Annotated in this window: 19 protein-coding genes; 13 read left to right on the top strand and 6 right to left on the bottom strand. The window is 72.9% G+C overall.

Annotated elements, in window-relative coordinates:
* Positions 1 to 120: 120 nt before the first annotated feature.
* From FHG89_RS24740 to FHG89_RS24750, 3 genes are all read right to left on the bottom strand, one after another.
* Positions 121 to 939, bottom strand: a complete 819-nt coding sequence (locus tag FHG89_RS24740; protein WP_139586808.1) for an MbnB/TglH/ChrH family RiPP precursor modification enzyme — start codon at positions 937 to 939, stop codon at positions 121 to 123.
* Positions 936 to 1,850, bottom strand: a complete 915-nt coding sequence (locus FHG89_RS24745) for a TIGR04222 domain-containing membrane protein (RefSeq protein WP_139586809.1) — start codon at positions 1,848 to 1,850, stop codon at positions 936 to 938. The genes FHG89_RS24740 and FHG89_RS24745 overlap by 4 nt, the downstream gene beginning before the upstream one ends.
* Before the next feature lie 81 nt (positions 1,851 to 1,931).
* Positions 1,932 to 2,504: a TetR/AcrR family transcriptional regulator gene (locus tag FHG89_RS24750; protein WP_139586810.1), complete on the bottom strand. Its 573-nt coding sequence runs from the start codon at positions 2,502 to 2,504 to the stop codon at positions 1,932 to 1,934.
* A gap of 77 nt (positions 2,505 to 2,581) precedes the next feature.
* On the opposite strand from FHG89_RS24750, the gene FHG89_RS24755 reads away from it, so the two are divergent.
* The 3 genes from FHG89_RS24755 (at position 2,582) to FHG89_RS24765 (ending at position 5,272) form a co-directional block, all read left to right on the top strand.
* Positions 2,582 to 3,442, top strand: a complete 861-nt coding sequence (locus FHG89_RS24755) for a carbon-nitrogen hydrolase family protein (protein WP_244295802.1) — start codon at positions 2,582 to 2,584, stop codon at positions 3,440 to 3,442.
* A gap of 65 nt (positions 3,443 to 3,507) precedes the next feature.
* Positions 3,508 to 4,152 carry an HAD family hydrolase gene (locus FHG89_RS24760; RefSeq protein WP_139586812.1) on the top strand — a complete coding sequence of 215 codons (645 nt, stop codon included), beginning with the start codon at positions 3,508 to 3,510 and terminating at the stop codon, positions 4,150 to 4,152.
* Positions 4,153 to 4,339: 187 nt separating this feature from the next.
* Complete coding sequence (locus FHG89_RS24765) at positions 4,340 to 5,272, top strand: RIO1 family regulatory kinase/ATPase domain-containing protein (protein ID WP_139586813.1); 933 nt, start codon at positions 4,340 to 4,342, stop codon at positions 5,270 to 5,272.
* Positions 5,273 to 5,321: 49 nt separating this feature from the next.
* Here the strand turns inward: FHG89_RS24765 and FHG89_RS24770 are convergent, their stop codons facing one another.
* Positions 5,322 to 5,570: a DUF2630 family protein gene (locus FHG89_RS24770; RefSeq protein WP_139586814.1), complete on the bottom strand. Its 249-nt coding sequence runs from the start codon at positions 5,568 to 5,570 to the stop codon at positions 5,322 to 5,324.
* 465 nt (positions 5,571 to 6,035) lie between these two features.
* Between FHG89_RS24770 and FHG89_RS24775 the strand changes: the two genes are divergently transcribed.
* From FHG89_RS24775 to FHG89_RS24815, 9 genes are all read left to right on the top strand, one after another.
* Entirely contained in the window at positions 6,036 to 7,373 is a 1,338-nt protein-coding gene (locus FHG89_RS24775) for a cytochrome P450 (protein ID WP_208761098.1), read from the top strand.
* Positions 7,370 to 8,287: a terpene synthase family protein gene (locus FHG89_RS24780; protein WP_139586816.1), complete on the top strand. Its 918-nt coding sequence runs from the start codon at positions 7,370 to 7,372 to the stop codon at positions 8,285 to 8,287. The genes FHG89_RS24775 and FHG89_RS24780 overlap by 4 nt, the downstream gene beginning before the upstream one ends.
* Positions 8,280 to 9,887, top strand: coding sequence for a prenyltransferase/squalene oxidase repeat-containing protein (locus FHG89_RS24785; protein WP_139586817.1), 1,608 nt, complete (start codon positions 8,280 to 8,282; stop codon positions 9,885 to 9,887). The genes FHG89_RS24780 and FHG89_RS24785 overlap by 8 nt, the downstream gene beginning before the upstream one ends.
* A gap of 126 nt (positions 9,888 to 10,013) precedes the next feature.
* Complete coding sequence (locus FHG89_RS24790; protein ID WP_139586818.1) at positions 10,014 to 12,584, top strand: sensor histidine kinase; 2,571 nt, start codon at positions 10,014 to 10,016, stop codon at positions 12,582 to 12,584.
* Positions 12,585 to 12,674: 90 nt separating this feature from the next.
* Positions 12,675 to 13,097 (top strand): roadblock/LC7 domain-containing protein, encoded by a 423-nt coding sequence (locus FHG89_RS24795; protein WP_139586819.1) that lies wholly within the window; start codon positions 12,675 to 12,677, stop codon positions 13,095 to 13,097.
* Positions 13,098 to 13,101: 4 nt separating this feature from the next.
* On the top strand, positions 13,102 to 13,488 hold the full coding sequence (locus FHG89_RS24800) for a DUF742 domain-containing protein (protein WP_030337267.1): 387 nt from the start codon (positions 13,102 to 13,104) through the stop codon (positions 13,486 to 13,488).
* On the top strand, positions 13,469 to 14,080 hold the full coding sequence (locus FHG89_RS24805) for a GTP-binding protein (protein WP_139586820.1): 612 nt from the start codon (positions 13,469 to 13,471) through the stop codon (positions 14,078 to 14,080). Before FHG89_RS24800 ends, FHG89_RS24805 begins: the two co-directional genes overlap by 20 nt.
* Before the next feature lie 97 nt (positions 14,081 to 14,177).
* Positions 14,178 to 14,501 (top strand): YciI family protein, encoded by a 324-nt coding sequence (locus FHG89_RS24810; RefSeq protein ID WP_425280215.1) that lies wholly within the window; start codon positions 14,178 to 14,180, stop codon positions 14,499 to 14,501.
* Positions 14,502 to 14,505: 4 nt separating this feature from the next.
* Positions 14,506 to 15,771, top strand: a complete 1,266-nt coding sequence (locus FHG89_RS24815; protein ID WP_139586822.1) for an RNA polymerase sigma factor — start codon at positions 14,506 to 14,508, stop codon at positions 15,769 to 15,771.
* A 147-nt stretch (positions 15,772 to 15,918) separates the two neighbouring features.
* Here the strand turns inward: FHG89_RS24815 and FHG89_RS24820 are convergent, their stop codons facing one another.
* On the bottom strand, positions 15,919 to 18,771 hold the full coding sequence (locus FHG89_RS24820) for an aconitate hydratase (RefSeq protein WP_139586823.1): 2,853 nt from the start codon (positions 18,769 to 18,771) through the stop codon (positions 15,919 to 15,921).
* A gap of 275 nt (positions 18,772 to 19,046) precedes the next feature.
* Here FHG89_RS24820 and FHG89_RS24825 point away from each other — a divergent pair, with 275 nt between their 5' ends.
* Positions 19,047 to 19,703 (top strand): DedA family protein, encoded by a 657-nt coding sequence (locus FHG89_RS24825; RefSeq protein ID WP_139586824.1) that lies wholly within the window; start codon positions 19,047 to 19,049, stop codon positions 19,701 to 19,703.
* 66 nt (positions 19,704 to 19,769) lie between these two features.
* Here the strand turns inward: FHG89_RS24825 and FHG89_RS24830 are convergent, their stop codons facing one another.
* Positions 19,770 to 20,426 carry a C39 family peptidase gene (locus tag FHG89_RS24830; RefSeq protein ID WP_139586825.1) on the bottom strand — a complete coding sequence of 219 codons (657 nt, stop codon included), beginning with the start codon at positions 20,424 to 20,426 and terminating at the stop codon, positions 19,770 to 19,772.
* Between the last annotated feature and the right edge of the window lie 279 nt (positions 20,427 to 20,705).

Genomic DNA, 20,705 nt, shown 5'->3' on the forward strand with positions numbered 1-20,705 from the left:
CCGCCGCGCGGGCGGCAGCCAGCGGCCCCGGCGCGAATCCGGCCGGCGGCGCGCCCCCGGCGACCAGTGCCGCGACCAGCTCGGCCTGCCGCTCGGCGAGCCCGGGGCGGGATCCGCCGGTCATGTCACGGCCGGGAAGCCCGCGGCGGCGGCCAGGGCGTCCAGCTCGGCGCGGAGGTCGGCCGCCGGTGGGTAGCCGCCGTCGCGTTCCAGCAGCAGCGCCGGCGGTCGCCGACGGGCGCAGAGCGCGCCGACCAGGTCCAGCACGTCCGGCGGCACCGGGTCGGTGTGCGTGTCGTGGTAGTAGCCGCCGTGCTCCGCCCCGCCGGCCACGTGCGCGTACCCGACCCGGTCCAGCGGGAGGCGGTCGAGCAGCGCGAACGGGTCGGTGCCCCGGTTGCGGGCGTTGGCGTACACGTTGGCGACGTCGAGCAGCAGCAGAGCGCCCGTGCGGTCCAGGATCTCGGTGAGGAAGTCCGCCTCGTCCAACTCGTCGTCGGGCCAGTCGACGATCGCGGCGATCGGTTCCAGGGCGATCGGCACGGGCAGTTCGGCCTGCGCGCGGGCCACGTTGGCGCAGACCGCGTCGACCGCCTCCCGGCTGCGGGGCAGCGGCAGCAGGTGTCCGGCCTCCAGCCCCCCGGCCCGGACGAAGGCGATGTGGTCGCTGACCAGCGGGGCGTCGACCCGCTGCGCCACCGCCGCGAGGTGGGCGACCCGGGCCGGGTCGACCGGCTCGGCGCCGCCGAGCGAGAGTCGCACCCCGTGCGGTACGACTGTCACCGCGCGGTCGCGCAGCTGCGCCAACCCTGGCGGGAGCGGCCCGGACGCGGGCACCGACTCGGCCACCACCTCGACGAACCGCAGGCCGGGCAGCTCGGCCACGAAACCGGCGATCTCCGGGCGCCAGCCGATGCCGATCCCGGACAGGCCCGTCATCCGCCGCACCCGCCTCCGCCGCAGCCTCCACCGCCACCGCCACACGAGCTGCCGCCCCCGCAGGAGCTGCCGCCGCTCGACGTGCCGCTGGAGCCCGACGACCAGCCACCGCCGAGGGCCTGGCGCTGCACCTCGGCCTGCTCGGCGAAGCCCGGGTCGAGCGCCCAGAGCGACGCGGTGCCGTACAGGGCCACACCCATCGCCGCGCCGGCCGCCCCGTAGGTGGCGTACGCGGGCGACGAGCCGGGGGCCAGGTGGGTGTGCTCCCGGCGCTTGTCGCGCAGCGCGGCGCGGCCGGCCCGGGTGGTCTGCCTGACGCGCCACAGCAGCAGCACCGCCGCCAGCACCGCGAACAGGGTGAGCAGCAGGTAGCCGACCGGGCGGCCGTTGGTCAGGCCGGCGAACAGCCGCACCACGCCCAGCACCAGCAGGGCGGCGAGGACCCGGCTCCACCGCCGGACGGCGACCCGCTGCGCCGGGCTCAGCAGCAGGCCGCGCTGCTCCAGGTCGGTGCGGAGCTGGTCGAGCGCGTCGCGTACCCGCTGTTCCCCAGGCAGGTCCCGGGCGCGGGACCGCTGGTGGGCGGCCCAGTGGATCGCCTGGTCCAGTGGGGTGAGCCCGGCCGGTGCCGGGCCGGTGGTGAGCAGCCGGCGGTCCGGTCCGACACCTATCGCGCCGCTGCCGCGCAGCCCACCGAGCGCGGCGTGCACGGCGAGCGCCGGCCCGCCGTTGAGGTACGCGAGCTGCTGCGCGCCGAGCGGGCCGGCTCCGGCGGTGTTCGCGCCGGCCACCAACCGGATCCGGTGGTACACCGCGATCGCCACCACCACGGCGGTCGCCACGAGGTAGAACCGGAGGAAGGTCGGGCCGGGGATGCCCCAGGTGTCGCCCGACGCGGCATGGACGATCATCGGCTGCTCCTGTCGCCGGAGGGATCGGCGGCCCCATTGTGGAGCAGCGTCGCCACGTCCCGCGGACCGGTGTCGGCGCGGTCAGTGGCGGCGGACCGCCTCCTCGACGAGGTCGAGCACCGGCCCCAGGTCGCCGGCTGGCCGGCCCATCGCCAGGTGCAGCACCAGGCCGTCGTACGCCAGCTCCAGGAACTGGGCGAGCACGTCGATCGGTACGTCCTCGCGGAGCACGCCGGCGTCGCGCTGGCGGGCCAGCCGGTCGCGGGTGGCCTCGGCGATCGCGGCGGACCGTTCCGCCCAGCGGCGGGCGAACGCCGGGTCGGTGCGCAGCCGGCGGGACACCTCCAGTTGGCTGCCCAGCCAGCCGGTGGTGTCCGGGGAGACCGCACGGGCCAGCAGGTCGCGCATGACCTGGACCAGACCGTTGCGGGCCACCGTCTCGACCATGACGGCGGCGTCGTCCTCGGCGACGGCCAGAAAGAGCGAGTCCTTGTCGCGGAAGTGGTGGAAGATGGCGCCGCGGGAGAGCCCGGTGGCCTCCTCGAGGCGGCGTACCGTCGCCCCCTCGTAGCCGTGCCGGGCGAAACACGCCCGCGCGGCGGCGAGGATCTCCTGCCGGCGCGCGTCGAGCTGATCCTGGCTTACTCTGGGCACGCGTCGATCGTCGCAGGTCACCCCGAGGCATGCAAACCGTACGTACGGCTTGGTGCGGCGGCGTCTACCATCGGCCGGTGACCCCGCCCCACCCCGTGCCGACCGCCCCGCTGACCGTCGCCACCGTCCAGGCCACGCCGACACCCGGTGACGTCGCCGGCAACGCGCTCGCCGCCGCCGACCTGGTCCGCCGCGCCGGTGGGCAGGGCGCCCGAGTGGCCGTCCTGCCCGAGTTGTACCTCTGCGCGTACCATCCGCCGACCCTCGCCGCCGACCCGGCCGGCACGGACATCGCGGCCGACCCGACCGGCGCGGTCGCGGACCCCCGGCTCGACCCGCTGCGCGTCGCGGCGCGCGAGGCCGGCGTCACCGTGCTCGTCGGCGCCGCCGCCCGCCACCCGGACGGCCGGCGGACCATCGCCGCCCTGGTGGTCGACCGTGCCGGAGCGGTCCGCGTCGGGTACGACAAGCAGCAACTGTGGGGTGACGAACGCGAACTGTTCGACGTGGGTCAACGGGGCGCCACGCTGCTCATCGACGACTGGCGGCTCGGGTTGGGCATCTGCTACGACGGCTGCTTCCCCGAGCACGCCCGGGCCGCGGCCCTCGACGGCGCGCACGGCTACCTGTGCCCCAGCGGGTACCTGGCCGGCTCGGAACACCGCCGGGACCTCTACTACGCCGCGCGGGCACTGGACAACACGATGTTCGTGGTCTTCGCGAACGCGGTCGGGGGAGCCGACCCGTGGCGGTTCAACGGCGGCGCGGCGATCTACGACCCGCAGGGACGGGCGCTGGCCCGGGGCGCCGACGAGGGCACCGCGGTGCTCGTGGCCACGCTGGACCCTGCCGCGCTCGCCGCCACCCGGGCGGCCCATTCGATGCTCGCCGATCGGCTGCCGGGCCAGGGTGGCCAGCGGGTGTCGATGTCCGGTTGAGCGCCCCGTCAGGTCGACACCCGCCGGATCTGTTGGCGGACACGTCGGTCCCGTAGGGTGCCCGAGTGCCACTGCTCCTGCTGGACCTGGACAACACCCTGCTGGATCGGGCCGGGCCGTTCCGCCGCTGGGGTGAGCGCTTCCTGGACGGCATCGGCGCGCCCCCCACCGACATCGACTGGCTGCTCTCGGTGGACGCGGACGGTCTGACCGACCGCTGGGACCTGGCCGACGCCATCCGGGACCGCTACGAGCTGCGGATCCCCTCGATCGACCTGGTGGAGGAGCTACACGACGGGGTGGTGGCGCAGACCCGGCTGGATCCGCTGACCGCGTGCGCGCTGCGGATCGCCGACGACGCGGGCTGGGTCCCGGTCGTGGTCTGCAACGGCACGGTACGCGTGGAGGACGCCAAGATCCGCCGGACCGGCCTGGACCGCTACGTCGCGGACTGGGTGATCTCCGAGGAGGCCGGGGTCAGCAAGCCCAACCCGCGGATCTTCGCGCTCGCCGCGCAGCGGGTCCGGATGCCCCTGCGTGGCGCCTGGGTGGTCGGGGACAGCCCGGAGGCGGACATCGGCGGCGCCGCCGCGGTCGGCCTGCCCAGCGTCTGGCTGCATCGCGGGCGTACCTGGTCGGACGTGCGGTTCGCGCCGAGTCGCACCGTGGACGGGCTGATCGCCGCAGTCGCCACCGTGCTCGCGAGCTGACGCGCGCCCGCCGGTCGGCGGCGCGGCGGTAATTCGGTTGACCGGCCGTCGAGGTTGCGGCGAGCATGGTCGGCGCAACGTGCACCCCGGGCGTGCGCCCGGTCGAGGAGAGGGGGTCGGTCATGGCCGTCTTCGCAGGTCGCTTCCAGCTGCCTATCTCAGCCTCGACCAAGGGAACCTCACCACAGTGCGCGATCATGACCTACCGGCGCTCGAGCGCCGCAGCCGCGGCAAGCGCCGCTTCGACGACGACGAACCACAGTTCCTGAAGCGCGGCCGGCCCACCGAGCCGCCCGCCGACCCCGACGCCGAGCCGGACCCGGACACCGGCGAGCACTGGTCGTCCTGGGACGACGCCGTGCACGGGCCGCAGCCGTACCCGGACTGGCTGGTCACCGAGCTGGCCGCCAAGGACACCGAACTGGGTGTGCTGAAGACCGGCAAGGAGGCGGACGTCCACCTGGTCCGCCGGGCGGTGCCGGACACCGACCGGTCCTGCCTGCTGGCGGTCAAGCGGTACCGGGACGCCCAGCACCGGCTGTTCCACCGCGACGCCGGCTACCTGGAGGGCCGTCGGGTACGCCGGTCCCGGGAGAACCGGGCGATGGCCGGCCGGACGGCCTTCGGCCGACAGATGATCGCCGGGCAGTGGGCCGCTGCCGAGTTCGCCGCCCTGGCCCGGCTCTGGGAGATCGGCGCCGGGCACGACCGGATCGCCGTGCCGTACCCGGTGCAGCTGCGCGGCACCGAGTTGATGCTGGAGTTCGTCGGCGACGTCGAGTCGGGGCTGGCCGCGCCCCGGCTGGCCCAGTTGCGACCCGGCCCGGCCGAGGTACGCGACCTGTGGGCGCAGCTGGTGGAGGCGCTGCGCGTGCTGGCCCGGGCCGGGTACGCGCACGGCGACCTGTCGCCGTACAACCTGCTCGTGCACTCCGGCCGGCTCGTCGTGATCGACCTGCCGCAGGTGGTCGACGTGGTGGCGAACCCGCAGGGGCCCGACTTCCTGGCCCGCGACGTGCGGGTGGTGAGCGCCTGGTTCGTGGCCCGGGGGCTGCCCGTGGAGCAGGCCGATCCGCTCGCGCTGACCGGGGAGCTGCTGCGCGAGGCGGGCATCCGCTGACCGGGGCGGGTCGGGTGGCCCGGCCGGCCGTCCGACCCACCCGCGTCGGTTACTGGAGGTAGCGCTCTACCTCCGGCTTGGGGCGCTCGCCCTGGGAGTCCGGGTCGCCGTGGGTCTCCCGGGCGGCCCGACGGCGGCGCAGCAGGTCCCAGCACTGGTCGAGGGACTCCTCAAGGTCGCGCAGCCGGGCGCTGGCCTCGCCCTCGGTGCCCGACTCGGTGGCCTGGGCCTCCGCGCGCAGCTTGTGTTCCTCGTCGACCAGCTCGGAGATCCGGTTCAGGATGGTCTTGTCGTCCATGCCTGAGAGCCTGGCACAGGGTGCCCGGCGTCGCCCGGATTCGGGGGTACCGGTGCGTCCTCGCTCACGTCCTGGGATCGCCGCCCGACCCCGGGCCGCACGGGGCCCGGCGTCGCCGCCGATCCGCCTCCCGGCGGCCGGGCCGGAGTGATCACCGATCGGGCCGTCCGCGTCGTCGGTGGCCGGTCCCGACCTGCGCCGCGATCGATCCTGACCGTCCATTCAGGAGTGAAGTAGGTCACCACCACCACGGCAGGCCCGGTGCGGCTGTGGAATTCGCCCGGTTGAGGGTCTGGAGGTGGCTCGCGTTTGGTGAGATGCTTCCGACGCCCAGAAGGTGAAAGTCCCACAGTCCTGACCGTGCCAAGTGGACAATTGCGCACGGCGGGATATCGAGGAGACGTGGTTTCGATGTCGCAGGTGTCCGATGCCGGCCCCGCCCCCCTCAGCACCGAGCCGCGGACGATCCCGCTGCACCGCGCCCTGCCCGCGCTGGTCCGTGATCCGCTCGGCGCGCTTGTCGGCTTCGCCGACGACGCCGCCGGCGAGGTCGTCCGCCTGAACCTCGGCACGTTCCGCCCGTACCTGGTGAGTCATCCCGAGCATCTGCAACGCGTGCTGAGGGACAACGTTGCCAACTACACCCGCGACGGAGAGGGGCTGCTCTGGCGACCGGTCCGCCGCATCGTCGGCGACGCCATCCTGGTCGCCGAGGGTGCGGTCTGGGAGTCCAGCCGGGGTGCGCTGCAACCACTGTTCACCGCCAAACGGGCCGAGACGCTCGTCGACAGGATGGCCGAGGCGATCAACGAGGCCGTCGACGAGTGGCTGGAGCCGGCCCGCGAGGGCCGCCCCATCGACGGCGGGGCGGAACTGACGCGGATCGTCCTGCGCACCACCATGCGGGTGCTCTTCGCCGACCGGATCTCGGTGCCGGACGCGCTGCGCATCAGCGCCGCGCTGGACACGGTCACCACCGCGATGCTTCCGCGCCTGCTGGTGCCCTTCGTGCCGTACGCCGTGCCGATGCCCGGCGACCGCGCCTTCAACGACGCGGTGCGAACCATCGACGAGGTGGTGCTGCCGATCATCCGGGAGGCGCGTGCCCGGCCCACCGACGGCGACGACATCATCTCCACCCTCTGCCGGCCCCGGGCCGACGGAACGGAACCCGACGAGTACGCCATCCGCGGCGACGTGGTCGCCATGTTCTCCACTGCCACCGAGACCACCATCGCGCTGCTCTCCTGGCTCTGGCCGGTGCTGTCCTCCCGCCCCGACGTGGCCGAGCGGATGACCGACGAGATCGAGCGGGTGGTCGGCGCCGACCGGGTCGGCCGCGAGCACCTGCCCCAGCTGCGCTACGGCCGGATGGTGCTCGACGAGATGCTGCGGCTCTACCCGGCCGGCTGGATGATCCCGCGGACGGCCGTCGGCGACGACGTGCTGGGCGGGGTGCGGATCCGGGCCGGCGGCACCGTGCTGGTCAGCCCGTACGTCACCCAGCGGATGTCGACGTTCTGGACCGACCCGACGCTGTTCGACCCGGAGCGCTTCGCCCCGGAGCTGCCCCGCCGGCGGTACCGCTACTCCTACTTCCCGTTCGGCGGCGGCCCGCACCAGTGCCTCGGGCAGTACCTCTTCCTCCTCGAGGCGCAGCTCATCGTCAGCACCGTGCTGAGCCGCTACCGCTTCCGGCTGCGCGAGCCCGTCGACCTGACACCCCGGCTCGGCGCCTCGCTGCAACCCAAGCAGCGGGCCGAGCTGATCCTCACCCCGGTCCAACGCCCGGTCGCGTCGTGACCGGGGCGTCGTGGCCGGTGCGGACCGGTCCGGACGCCGTCGCCGAGCAGGGCCGGGTGTGCGCGCTCGCCGTGCGCGGCGTCCGCGACCTGCAGGACGTCACCGCCGCCCACCCGGAGCTGTTCGACGCCGCGCCGTTCGACCCGGCGCTGCTCAGCTCGGTGGCCACCGCGATCGCCTTCACCGCGCCGTGGCACACCGCCGCCGAACTGCGCATCACCACCCGTACCCTGCTGTGGGTCTTCGCGGCCGACTGGCAGGTCGACTACCTCGCCCGGTCGGCGGACGACGTCCGGCAGGTGGTGACCGACTGTCTGGCGGTGGCCGACGGCGCCGCCCCGCCGCCGGGGCGCCATCTGGCGCGGCTGCTGGCCGACCTGCGCGACGCGCTGGCCGAGGTGCCGGCGTTCGCCAGGTACCGGCCGATCTGGCGCGAGGAACTGGCGCGGATGCTCGCCGCCGTGTCCCGCGAGTGGGACTGGAAGAACCTGCCCACCGACCCGTCCACCGGTCGACGTCTGCCGGACCTCGACCGCTACCTGGACAACGCCGACAACCTCGCCTGCTCCTTCGTCAACGTCACCCACTGGATCGCCACCGGCGACGAGAAGACCCTCGCCCAGCTGACCGACCTGCTGGACGCCGGGCGCGGCGTGCAGCGGGTGCTGCGGCTGGTCAACGACCTTGCCACCCACGGCCGGGACGACGAGTGGGGCGACCTGAACGCGTTGCAGCTGGTCACCGCGCCGGAGCAGGTACACGCCCGGCTGACCGAGCTGACCAGCCGGTCCCGGGGGGACCTGGCCGCCCTCGCCGAGCGGTGCCCCCGCCAGGCGGACTACCTGCACCGGCAGATCTCCTTCACCGGCGGCTTCTACCAGCTGTCGGACTTCTGGGGAGCACGCGATGAGTGAGGGCCGCCCCCGGGTACTGGCCCAGCCGGCCACCGACGCCGTCGCGCGCGAGCTGATCGCCGGCCTCGCGCTGCGGCCGTGGGGGCAGGTCGCCGCCTCGGTGTACGAGAGCGCCCGGCTGGTCGCCGGCGCGTCCTGGCTGCCGGGACACCACCAGCGGGTCGGGTTCCTGCTGCGCGAGCAGCGCCCGGACGGCGGGTGGGGCCCACCCGAGGGGTACGCCCTGGTGCCCACGCTCAGCGCCACCGACGCGCTGCTCGCCGTGCTCGCCGACGGCCGATGGTCCGGGGCGGACCTGCTCGCCCCGGTGGCGCGCGGGTTGGACGCGCTCACCGGCCGGCTGCTCGCCACGCACGCGCGGGCGCTGCCGGACACCCCGGCGCTGGACCTCATCGTCCCGGCGCTTGTCGAGTCGATCAACGACCGGATGGCCCGGCTGGACCGGGCGGTCGCCGACCGGCTGCCCCGCCCGCCGCTGGCGCTACCCGCCGGGCTCGGCCCCGACCGCTTGCGTGCGGTACGGGCCGCGGTGGTGGCCGGGGCGGCGCTGCCGACGAAGCTGGCCCACTTCTACGAGGTGCTGGACGCGACACCGGCCGACGCCGGGTCGACCCTCACCGCCGTCGGCGCGTCGCCCGCCGCGACCGCCGCCTGGCTGACCGCCGCCGGTCCGGACGCCGGCCCCACCGCGCACGCCTTCCTGCGGGAGCTGATCCGCGAGGGCGGCGGCCCGGTGCCCTGCCCGACCCCGATCACCGTGTTCGAGCGGGCCTGGGTGCTCAGCGGACTTGGCCGCGTCGGCGTCGCGGTCGACCCACCGGCCACCGTGCTGCGCACACTGGCCGCCGCCACCGGCGCCGAGGGCGTCGCCACCGGCGAGGGCCTGCCGACCGACGCCGACACCACCTCGGTCACGTTGGACGCGCTGGCCCGTCTCGGCCGCCCGGCGGACCCGGCCAGCCTGTGGGCGTACGAGACGGCTGACGGTTTCTGCACCTGGCCGGGGAGCGAGGACGGCTTCTCGGTCACCACGAACGCCCACGTGCTGGACGCGTTCGGCCAGCACGTGGCCGCGCGGCCCGGCGCGGACGCGCGGTACCACCGGGCGGTCGAACGGCTCAGCGTCGTGCTGCCGGCCCACCAGCTCGCCGAGGGCCCCTGGCAGGACCGGTGGCACGCCTCGCCGTACTACGCGACTGCCTGCTGCGTGCTGGCCCTGGCGGAGTTCGGTCGCGGCGGCGCGGCGGCCGAAGCGGTGGACCGGGCGGCCCGCTGGGTGCTGGAGAGCCAACGCGTCGACGGCTCGTGGGGGCGCTGGGGCGGCACGGCCGAGGAGACCGCGTACGCCCTGCAGGTGCTGCTGGCCGCGCCGACCGGAGCGCCCCGGATCGACGACGCGGTGGCTCGTGGCCACGCCTACCTGCACCAACCGTCCGGTCGGCCGCACCCTCCACTGTGGTACGGCAAGGAGTTGTACTGTCCTACGGCGATCGTTCGCGCGGCGGTGCTGGCCGCCTGCCGGCTGTCCGCCGTCCATCTGGCGGACGTCGACCGTTCGGTGGTGGATTGCGGTTACCAGGCAACAAAAACAACAACTTGAGGGGTTGTGTGGACACTGCTAGCGTACGCAGAGCCTCAGCCCCGTATGCCCCGCTGCGGCGGGACGACGTCACCCTCATGATCACCCGTTGATGAGCTGAGTCAACGCCCGGCCTGGGACGGTTCAATGCGTTCTCGCGGTACGAGTATCCGCACCAAGGTTGTCGCCCTGCTGCTCTCCCTGGTCGCGCTCTGGATGTTCGCGGCGTGGGTGACTCTGCGCGACGGCTTCAACCTGCTCGGTGTCCAGCTGCTCAACAGCAAGGTCTACGCGCCAAGTGAGCCGCTGTTGCAGGAGCTCCAGTTGGAGCGGCGGCTGACCCAGGGGTACCTGAGCAACCCCGACGCCGAGCGGCGGGCGGCGCTGGAGGCCAAGCAGCGCGAGACCGCGAAGCTGGCGGCGGACTTCGCCGGCTCGGTCGACAACTGGCAGGTCGACGTGGCCGGCAGTTCGGCGCTCGACGCCCAGCTGAAAGCGTCGATCACGCGGATCAACGCGTTGGAGCAGACCCGCGCCCAGGTGCTCGGCCGGTCCGTCGACCGGATCGCCGCCGCCGACGCCTACACCGAAGCCATCGAGTCGATCTTCCAGATCTACGACGTCACGGGCAGCCTGGACGACAAGACGATCGCCGCCGACGCGGCCGCCCTGATCCAGCTGAACCGGATGAAGGAGCTGATCTCCCAGGAGGACGCGCTGCTCAGCGGCCTCTTCGGCAACGGCCGGATGAGCGGCCCGGAGTACGCCCGCTACGTCAGCCTGGTCGGCGCCGAGCGGTTCCTCGGCGAGGAGACCCGGGCCCGGCTCGCCGACGCCGACGAGCGCCGCTACCAGCAGCTCGTCGAGGGGGAGGCGTTCACCCAGCTGCGCGCCGTACAGGACAGCATCATCCGCGAGGGCCGCCCGGCGACCCAGCTGCCGATCAGCGCCGAGCAGTGGCGCGGCACCGTGGAACCGGCGCTGGCCGGGGTGAACGAGGTGGTGGCCGACGGCGGTGAGGGCATCGTCGGCCGGGCCACCGGCGTCGCCGTGATGGTCGTCGTCCGGCTGGTGCTCGCCACCGGTCTGGGTCTGCTCGCCGTCATCGCCTCCGTCGTCATCTCGATCTCCACGGCCCGGAACCTGCTGCTTCAGCTCGACCGACTCCGCCAGGCCGCCTGGCAGCTCGCCGACGAACGGCTGCCACGCGTGGTGGAGCGGCTCGGCCACGGCGAGGAGGTCGACGTCGCGACCGAGGCGCCCCCGCTGCAGTTCGGCGCCGACGAGATCGGTCAGGTCGGCAAGGCGTTCAACGCCGTCCAGGAGACCGCTCTGCGCACCGCCGTCGAGCAGGCCGAACTGCGTCGCAACGTCCGCGAGGTCTTCCTCAGCCTGGCCCGACGCACCCAGGCGCTCGTGCACCGCCAGCTCACGCTGCTCGACGCCATGGAACGGCGTGAGCACGACGCGGAGGAGCTGGAGGACCTCTTCCGGGTCGACCACCTGGCCACCCGGATGCGGCGCAACGCGGAAAACCTCATCGTGCTCTCCGGCTCCACCCCCGGCCGGGCCTGGCGGCGCAACGTGCCGATGGTCGACGTGGTCCGTGGCGCGGTGGCCGAGGTGGAGGACTACACCCGGGTCAACGTCCTGCCGCTCGGGCCGGTTTCCCTCGCCGGCCGCGCGGTCGGCGACATCATCCACCTGCTCGCCGAGCTGATCGAGAACGGCCTGTCGTTCTCACCGCCACACACCACCGTGGAGGTACGCGGTCAGCTGGTGGCCAACGGGTTCGCCATCGAGATCGAGGACCGGGGCCTCGGCATGAGCGAGGAGGACCTGGCCGCGGCGAACCACCGCATCGTCGACCAGTCCGAACTGAACCTCGCCAACGCCGCCCGGCTCGGCCTCTACGTGGTGAGCCGGCTGACCGAGCGGCACGGCGTACGGGTGCGGCTCAAGGAGTCGGCGTACGGCGGCACCACCGCGGTGGTGCTGATCCCGCTGGACCTGGTCACCGAGAACGGCCCGTCCCCGGAGGACTCCGGCGCGATGCGGACCGGCTCGCCGGCCATCGCCCTGCCCTCGGGCGCGACCGGCGACACCGGCCGGCCAGCCGTCCTCGCGCCGGTCGCGGTGGCGGCCGAACCGGCGGCACCGGGAACGACAGCCCCGCCGGCGCCGGTCACCCCGGACGGGCCGCCGGTGCCCGACACCATCCCCGCGACGGCGCAGGCCGACGGCGTCGACGTGGACGCCGCCCTGCCCACCCGTCAGCGCACCCCGCAGGACACCGGCACGCCGGACCTGCCCACCCGGGCCCGGCGCGTCCTGGGCCAGCCCGCCCTGGAGGCCCCCACGGTGCCCACCGGACTGCCCGCGGTCGACCCCTCCCGTCCGACTGACAGCGCCAGCGAGCCGTCTCCCGACGCTGGACCGCTGCCGGCCCGCGCCGAGGCCGACCGCACCGGCTCGGGCCTGCCGGTCCGGGTCCGACAGGCGAACATCGTGCCCGAGCTGCGTGACGACCCGGCGGCGACAGACACCGACGACGAGGACGTGGCACGCCCCCCGGAGCAGGTGCGCCGGATGATGAGCTCCTACCAGACCGGCACCCGTCGCGGTCGTACCGACGCGGCGCGACTGCTCGGCGGCGGAGCCGGCACCCCGCCGAGCGCGACGCCCGAGCCGAGTGACGAGGACCAGCAAGCTACCTGACCGGCCGCCGAGGATGCGGATCTCCGCACGGTGTGACGGTCAGCCCCAGACGAATACGGCGCAACAGCCGGGCGAGAAGAGGACGACGAAGTGGCGCAGAAGACGGCTTCGAGTGCCGACCTGACGTGGTTGCTGGATGATCTGGTGGGCCGGGTCAAGCAGGCCGAGCACGCGGTCGCGCTCTCCACCGACGGACTGTTGATGGCCTCCTCCCAGGGATTGAGCCGGGACGACGGCGAACACCTCGCGGCGATGGCTGCCGGCATCCAGAGCCTGGCCCGGGGCGCGGGGAAGCGCTTCGGTGGTGGGCAGGTGCAGCAGACCATCATCGAGATGCAGTCGTCGTTCCTGTTCGTCACCGCCGCCGGCCGCAACGCCTGCCTGGCGGTTCTGGCCACCGAGGACGCCGACGTCGGCCTCATCGCCTACGAGATGGCGATGCTGGTCACCCGGGTCGGCAAGTACGTGGCCTCCCCGTCCCGAGGCGTCGAGCAGCCGGCCGGCGAGAAGTAGGGCCATGACGGTGCAGGGAGAATCCGCGGACCATCAGTGGGTGGACGACCATGCGGGCCCGGTGGTGCGCCCGTACGCGGTGACGCGTGGCCGGGCCCGCCCGGTCACCGGCACGTTCGACCTGATCTCCCTGGTCACCGCGACCCGAGCCGAGGTCACGCCGGAGGTCGGCCTCGGCCCGGAACACCTGGCGATCGTCGGGCTGTGCCAACGTATACAGTCCGTCGCCGAGATCGCCGCCCATCTCGACCTTCCGGTGGGCACCATCCGGGTGCTCCTCGGCGACCTGGCGGCCCGCAGCCTGGTGCAGGTCCGCGAGCCGCAGACCACGGCCGGTCTTCCCGACAACAGCATCTTCGAGGCGGTAATCAATGGACTACGGGCACTCTGACCGGCCGGCGGGAGCGACCCCACTGCCCACCGCGATCAAGATCCTGGTCGCCGGTGGGTTCGGCGTGGGCAAGACCACAATGGTCGGCGCGGTGAGCGAGACCCGGCCGTTGCGCACCGAGGAGGTGCTGACCGAGTCAGGTGTCGGCATCGACGACCTGTCCGGGGTGGAAGGCAAGACCACCACCACCGTGGCGATGGACTTCGGTCGGATCACCATCAGCGACGACCTGGTGCTCTATCTGTTCGGCACGCCCGGGCAGGACCGGTTCTGGTTCGTCTGGGACGAGCTGGCGCTCGGCGCGATCGGCGCGGTCGTGCTTGCCGACACCCGCCGGCTGGCCGACTGCTTCCCGTCCATCGACTACTTCGAGGGTCGGGGCACCCCGTTCGTGGTCGCCGTGAACTGCTTCGAAGGTGCCCGCGCGTACCGGTTGGACGAGGTGCAGGCCGCGTTGAACCTGGACCCGGGTGTGCCGGTGCTCCTCTGCGACGCCCGGCAGCGCGAGTCCAGCAAGGAGGTGCTCGTGACGCTCATGGAGCACGCCATGAAGACCCGCGAGGCCCGCCGCCGCGCGGCCGGGGGAAACTGACGGAGGTTTTTCGGGGGAGGGTGTCCGGAACGGCTCCGGCCGATCGTCATGCTGGCGATACCCCGAGAAACCAGGGAGCGACCAGATGAAGTACCTGATGTTCGTGTGCAGCGACAGCGAGCCGGACACCGACCCCACCGAGCTGCCCGACATCCACAAGTGGGTGGCGGAGAACGACTCCCGTGGCCGCCGCCTGACCGGCAACGTGCTGGCGCCGACCAGTGCGGCCACCACCGTCCGGGTCCGTGCCGGCGAGCTGCTGGTCTCCGAGGGGCCGTTCGCGGAGACCGCCGAGGTGATCGTGGGCTTCGACCTGCTCGACTGCGCCGACCTGGACGAGGCGATCGAGGTGGCCCGCACCCACCCGATGGCCCGCGAAGGGCGGCTGGAGCTGCGGCCGTTCGCGGACCTGCCCGACTGACCGGATGACCCACGCCGAATCGCCGTCCGGTGCGCGCCCGGGTGCCGCCGGGGTGAACGGCGCGGAGGCGGCCGTGGCGGCGCAGGCCGCCGCGGCCGCCGGCGTGGACGCGTACCCCCGGATCGTCGCGACCCTGATCCGGGTGACCGGGGACTGGGCGTTGGCCGAGGACTGCGCCCAGGAGGCGTCGACCGTGGCCCTGGAGCGCTGGCCCGTCGACGGTGTGCCGGCCAACCCGGGCGGCTGGCTCATGACGGTGGCCCGCAACCGGGCCATCGACGTGCTGCGCCGGGCCGCCGTCGAGCGCCGCAAGCTGCACGACCTGGCGCTGCTCACGCCGACGGACGCGCCACCCGAGCACGACCTCGTGGACGACCGCCTGCGGCTGGTCTTCACCTGCTGCCACCCGGCCCTCGCCTTCGAGGCCCGGGTGGCGTTGACGCTGCGCACCATCTGCGGTGTGCCGACCGCCGACATCGCCCGGCTCCTGCTGGTCAGCGAGTCGACGATGACCCGCCGGCTGACCCGCGCCCGTGCCCGCATCGCCCAGGCCGGCATCCCGTACCGGGTGCCGAGCGGGCCGGCGCTTGCCGAACGGCTGCCCGGCGTCCTCGCCGTGCTGTACCTGCTGTTCACCCGGGGCTACGTCGCCGACGGCGAGCCGGCCTTCGCCGACGAGGCGGTCCGGCTGGCCCGGCTGCTCGACGCGCTGATGCCCGGGCAGTCCGAGGTGGCCGCCCTGCTGGCGCTGCTGCTGTTGCAGCACTCCCGCCGGGACGCCCGCCGCGACGCCACCGGCAACCTGCTCACCCTGGAGCGGCAGGACCGTGGCCGGTGGGACCGCGCGGCCATCGCCGAGGGCCTGGCAGCCATTGCTCGGGTACGCCACGACGGGCCGTACGCGTGGCAGGCCCGGATCGCCGCCTGCCACGCCACCGCGTTGTCCGCCGACGCCACCGACTGGCCGACGATCGCGCGGGCCTACGACGCGCTGGCCGACCTCCGCCCCTCACCGGTGATCGCGCTCAACCGCGCGGTCGCCCACGGCTACGCGTACGGGCCGGCCGCCGGGCTGGTCCTGCTCGCGGAGGCGCGCGCCGGCGGCGGCCTGGACGGCTACCCGGTCGCCGTGGCGGTGGAGGCCGACCTGGTGGCCCGCCAGGGCGACCGCCCACGTGCCGCCGGACTCTTCCGTGCGGCGGCGGAAGCGGTGGGCTCGGCGGTCGAGCGCCGCGCCCTGCTCGACCGCGCGGACAACCTCGCCCGCTAGCGAAGCAGGCTCAGGCCACCAGGACCGGTACGTCGTACTTCTGGATGGGATCGCGGTGGATGGCGGATCCGTTCGGCCAGGAGCGACCCGTGAACGACGCAGGCTCCTTCCCGCCGAGGCGGAAAGGAGCCTGGTGACGTCGGTACGTCAGTTGGCGATCATGCGGCGCAGCACGTACTGCAGGATGCCGCCGTGCCGGTAGTAGTCCGCCTCACCCGGGGTGTCGATCCGGACCACGGCCTCGAACTCCACGCCGGTGTCGGTCGTGACCGTCACCGTGCGCGGGGTATCGCCGTCGTTGAGGGCGGTCACACCGGTGATGGTGAACGTCTCGGAGCCGGTCAGGCCGAGCGACTCGGCGGTGGTGTCCACCGGGAACTGCAGCGGCAGCACACCCATGCCGATCAGGTTGGAGCGGTGGATCCGCTCGTACGACTCGGCGATGACCGCCCGGACGCCCAGCAGCATGGTGCCCTTGGCCGCCCAGTCCCGCGACGAGCCGGAACCGTACTCCTTGCCGGCCAGGATGACCAGCGGGATGCCGGCCTCCTGGTAGGCCATCGAGGCGTCGTAGATCGAGGTCTGCTCGCCGGTGAGGTGGTTGACTGTGAAGCCACCCTCCACACCCGGCACCAGCTGGTTACGCAGCCGGATGTTGGCGAACGTGCCCCGGATCATCACCTCGTGGTTGCCCCGGCGCGAGCCGTACGAGTTGAACTCGTGGCGCGGCACGCCGTGCTCGGCCAGGTAGGTGCCGGCGGGGGAGTCGGCCTTGATCGAGCCGGCCGGGGAGATGTGGTCGGTGGTCACCGAGTCACCCAGCTTGGCCAGCACCCGCGCGTCGGCGATGTCGACGACCGGGCTCGGCTCCTGCTGCATGCCCTCGAAGTACGGGGGCTTGCGCACGTAGGTGGAGTCGTCGGCCCAGGCGAAGGTGTCGCCGGTCGGGGTGGGCAGCGACTGCCACCGCTCGTCGCCGGCGAACACGTCGGCGTACGCGGCGCTGAACCCGGTCGCGCCGATCGCCTGGGCGATGACGTCCTGGATCTCGGCGCTGTTCGGCCAGATCTCCCGCAGGAAGACCGGGTTGCCGTCGCTGTCCTCACCGATCGGCTCGTTGGCCAGGTCGATGTCCATCGTGCCGGCGAGGGCGTACGCGACCACCAGCGGCGGGGACGCCAGGTAGTTCATCTTGACGTCCGGGTTGATCCGGCCCTCGAAGTTCCGGTTGCCGGACAGCACCGACACGACCGACAGGTCGTGCTCGTTGACCGCCGCGGACACCTCCTCGGGCAGTGGGCCCGAGTTGCCGATGCAGGTCGTGCAGCCGTAGCCGACCAGGTTGAAGCCGAGCTTGTCCAGGTACGGCGTGAGGCCGGCGCGCTCGTAGTAGTCCATGACGACCTTGGAGCCCGGCGCCAGGGTGGTCTTCACCCACGGCTTGCGGGTCAGGCCCTTCTCCACGGCGTTGCGGGCCAGCAGGGCCGCCCCGATCATCACCTGCGGGTTGGACGTGTTGGTGCAGGAGGTGATCGCGGCGATCACCACGGCGCCGTGGTCCAGCTCGTACTCGACGCCGTCGGCGCCGGTGACCCGGATCGGGTTGCTGGCCCGGCCACCCGCTCCGACCGCCGCGGCCTCCAGGTCGCGCGGCTCGTCGGCCGGGTCGCTGAAGTCGTTGGCCGGCGGGTCGCTGGCCGGGAAGGACTCGGCGCTGGCCTCGTCGGCCGGGCCGTTCGCGCCGCGCGGCAGCTCCTCGCGGGGCACGCCCGGCTTGAGGTCGCGCTCACCGACGGAGTCGTCGGCGACGTAGTCGGTAAGCGCCGAGCGGAACAGCGTCTTGGCGGCGCCCAGCGGCACCCGGTCCTGCGGGCGCTTCGGACCGGCGAGCGACGGCTCGATGGAGCCCAGGTCCAGCTCCAGGCGCTCGGAGTACTCCGGCTCGGCCTCCGGGTCGTGCCAGAGGCCCTGCTCCTTGGCGTACGCCTCGACGAGCGCGACCTGCTGCTCGTCGCGGCCGGTCAGCTCCAGGTAGCGGATGGTCTCCGCGTCGATCGGGAAGATCGCCACGGTGGAGCCGTACTCGGGGGACATGTTGCCGATGGTGGCCCGGTTGGCCAGCGGCACGGCACCCACGCCGGGGCCGTAGAACTCGACGAACTTGCCGACCACGCCGTGCTTGCGCAGCATCTCGGTGATGGTCAGCACCAGGTCGGTGGCGGTGGTGCCGGCCGGCATCTCGCCGGACAGCTTGAAGCCCACCACGCGGGGGATCAGCATGCTGACCGGCTGGCCGAGCATCGCGGCCTCGGCCTCGATGCCGCCGACGCCCCAGCCCAGCACACCCAGGCCGTTGACCATCGTGGTGTGCGAGTCGGTGCCGACCACGGTGTCCGGGTACGCCTGGCCGTTGCGCTCCATGATCGTGCGGGCCAGGTACTCGATGTTGACCTGGTGCACGATGCCGGTGCCCGGCGGGACGACCTTGAACTCGTTGAACGCGGTCTGGCCCCAGCGCAGGAACTGGTAGCGCTCCTTGTTGCGCTCGTACTCCAGCGCGACGTTGCGTTCGAAGGCGTCCTCGCGGCCGAACAGGTCGGCGATCACCGAGTGGTCGATGACCAGCTCGGCGGGGGCGAGGGGGTTGACCTTGGTGGCGTCGCCGCCCAGGTCCCGCACGGCCTCGCGCATGGTGGCCAGGTCGACCACGCAGGGCACGCCGGTGAAGTCCTGCATGAGCACCCGCGCCGGGGTGAACTGGATCTCCACGCTCGGGTCGGCGGCGGAGTCCCACGCGCCGAGCTGGCGGATGTGGTCGGCGGTGATGTTCGCGCCGTCCTCGGTCCGCAGCAGGTTCTCCAGCAGGATCTTCAGGCTGTACGGCAGCCGGTCGTGGCCGTCCACCTTGTCGATCTTGAAAATCTCGTAGCTCGCGTCTCCGACGCGTAGCTGGGTCTTCGCACCGAAGGTGTCGAGGCTCGCCACGTCGTACTCCTTCACACCAGCGACCGTGAGTAGTCCTGAGCAGTGTGTCGCACCGGTCGGGGTGCCGCCGAGGTTAGGTGACACTTACCGCCGATTCCGCTCTCAACAAAACCGTACGTCCGTCTTGCTAGTTGCGCAAGCCGGCGCACCCGCCGCCTGGTTCCGTCTTACCCCTAGCCTCCTAGGACGGCCTGCGGGGTGTGGCCGATCTCCACGGCCGCGCTGCGACGGCACGTACGACGGGTCCGCCGCAGGTAGGGTTCGAGGCCCGCCGGGGGAAGGGGTCCACCGTGTTCGACGTCCAGCACTGGCTCACGTCCCTGCCACCGATCGCCGTCTACCTGCTCGTCGGCGGGGTGATCGGCGTCGAGAGCATGGGAGTTCCCCTGCCCGGCGAGATCGTCCTGGTCAGCTCCGCCCTGCTCGCCGCCACCGGTGTGGTCGAGCCGGAGTGGGTGGCCGCCGCCGCGGCCACCGGCGCGATCGTCGGCGACTCCATCGGGTACGCGGTGGGCCGCCGAGGCGGACGACCTCTGCTCGTCCGGCTGGGCCGGCGCTTTCCCCGGCACCTCGGCCCCGCCCAACTCGTCCGGGCCGAGCAGAGCTTCGCCCGGCACGGCGTGTGGGCGGTCTTCTTCGGCCGGTTCGTGGCACTGCTGCGGATTCTGGCCGGGCCGCTCGCCGGGGCACTGCACGTGCCGTACCGGCGCTTCCTGATCGCCAACGCGGCCGGCGGGCTGGTCTGGGCGTTCGGCACCACCTACCTGCTGTTCAGCGTGGGTCGGGCCGCCGAGCACTGGCTCAAGGACATCTCCTGGGCCGGTTTGGCCCTCGCGGTGCTCGCCGGCCTCGCCAGTACCTGGTGGCTGCGGCGACGGGCCCACCGGATCGAGACCGCCTCGCCGACGCCGGATGTCGAGCCGGCCCGCTCGGCCAGCGAACTCTGACCTGGATGTGTTGAAGGGCCGGACCCCTGTGGTGGGGTCCGGCCCTTCGGTGTTCGGTGGTGTGGGTCAGCTGGTGGAGTAGCCGCGGGTGGCGATCCAGTCCGCGAGGTGCTCGACGCTGATCCAGTAGGAGGCGGTGTCGGGGTTGGCCGAGTCGGCGATCTTCACCGTCTGGCCGTTGTCGCGGTACCCGACGACGCTGATGTAGTGCCCGCCCTCGAAGGAGTGGACGTTGCCGTCGACGTCGGTGCTGGTGCCGGCGATGTTCGCGACCACGGCGCGGCCGTCGTCGACGGTCTTGACGATGTCGGCGCGCAGCTTGTCGGTCTGCTTGTCATCGGCGTTCGGGCTGGAGATCTCGACGCTGTGGTAGGCGTCGCTCTTACCGGTCTCCTTGTTCAGCACCGGGGTGATGTCGTTGATCGAGTTGGTGCCGGCCTCGGTGGTGCCCATCTCCTTGGCCATGGCATCGACGTTGATGTTCTTACCCTGCACACTCAGGGCGTTCCGCGCCGCGGCCGGGCCGCAGTAGTAGAAGTTCGGCTGCGCCTCGTAACGCACGCCCAACTCCCGCTCACCGCTCTGACGGTCAGCCTGCGTCTGCGAGACCGGCTTGGCGTCCGACGCCGCGTAGGCGGCGGTCACCGGGCCGGCGATGGCGCCACCGGTGAAGGCGAGCCCAGCAGCGGTCAGAGCGGTCTTACGCATCAGATCGGTACGCATGATGGCGTGCTCCTCTGCATATCGGGGGACCGCACCACCGCAAAAGGGGGGATCACGGCGGCGGCGCGGATGTTCGGGGGAAAGTTCTGCACCCGGCAGCCCTTGCGAGGGGGCCGGCATCGGGAGACTGTGCAACGGCCGGCGGCGGCGGATCATTCCATCGGGCTTCACGGCCCGCTCGGTCGTGCAGGGGATGTAACCGAGGCGACCGGGCCGGTGTTCCCGGCGGCCACCCGCCCCACGACCCGAAGTCGCGGCGGCATGCCAGGTATAACGTGT

The organism is Micromonospora orduensis, from assembly GCF_006228125.1.
Taxonomy (GTDB): Bacteria; Actinomycetota; Actinomycetes; order Mycobacteriales; family Micromonosporaceae; genus Micromonospora; species Micromonospora orduensis.

Excerpts from the sequence above, each read along its gene's own strand:
- FHG89_RS24805 (WP_139586820.1), top strand. The coding sequence starts at position 13,469 with ATGGACTACGGGCACTCTGACCGGCCGGCGGGAGCGACCCCACTGCCC.
- FHG89_RS24830 (WP_139586825.1), bottom strand. The coding sequence starts at position 20,426 with ATGCGTACCGATCTGATGCGTAAGACCGCTCTGACCGCTGCTGGGCTC.
- FHG89_RS24815 (WP_139586822.1), top strand. The coding sequence starts at position 14,506 with ATGACCCACGCCGAATCGCCGTCCGGTGCGCGCCCGGGTGCCGCCGGG.
- FHG89_RS24770 (WP_139586814.1), bottom strand. The coding sequence starts at position 5,570 with ATGGACGACAAGACCATCCTGAACCGGATCTCCGAGCTGGTCGACGAG.
- FHG89_RS24800 (WP_030337267.1), top strand. The coding sequence starts at position 13,102 with ATGACGGTGCAGGGAGAATCCGCGGACCATCAGTGGGTGGACGACCAT.
- FHG89_RS24745 (WP_139586809.1), bottom strand. The coding sequence starts at position 1,850 with ATGATCGTCCATGCCGCGTCGGGCGACACCTGGGGCATCCCCGGCCCG.
- FHG89_RS24810 (WP_425280215.1), top strand. The coding sequence starts at position 14,178 with ATGTTCGTGTGCAGCGACAGCGAGCCGGACACCGACCCCACCGAGCTG.
- FHG89_RS24790 (WP_139586818.1), top strand. The coding sequence starts at position 10,014 with ATGCGTTCTCGCGGTACGAGTATCCGCACCAAGGTTGTCGCCCTGCTG.
- FHG89_RS24785 (WP_139586817.1), top strand. The coding sequence starts at position 8,280 with ATGAGTGAGGGCCGCCCCCGGGTACTGGCCCAGCCGGCCACCGACGCC.
- FHG89_RS24740 (WP_139586808.1), bottom strand. The coding sequence starts at position 939 with ATGACGGGCCTGTCCGGGATCGGCATCGGCTGGCGCCCGGAGATCGCC.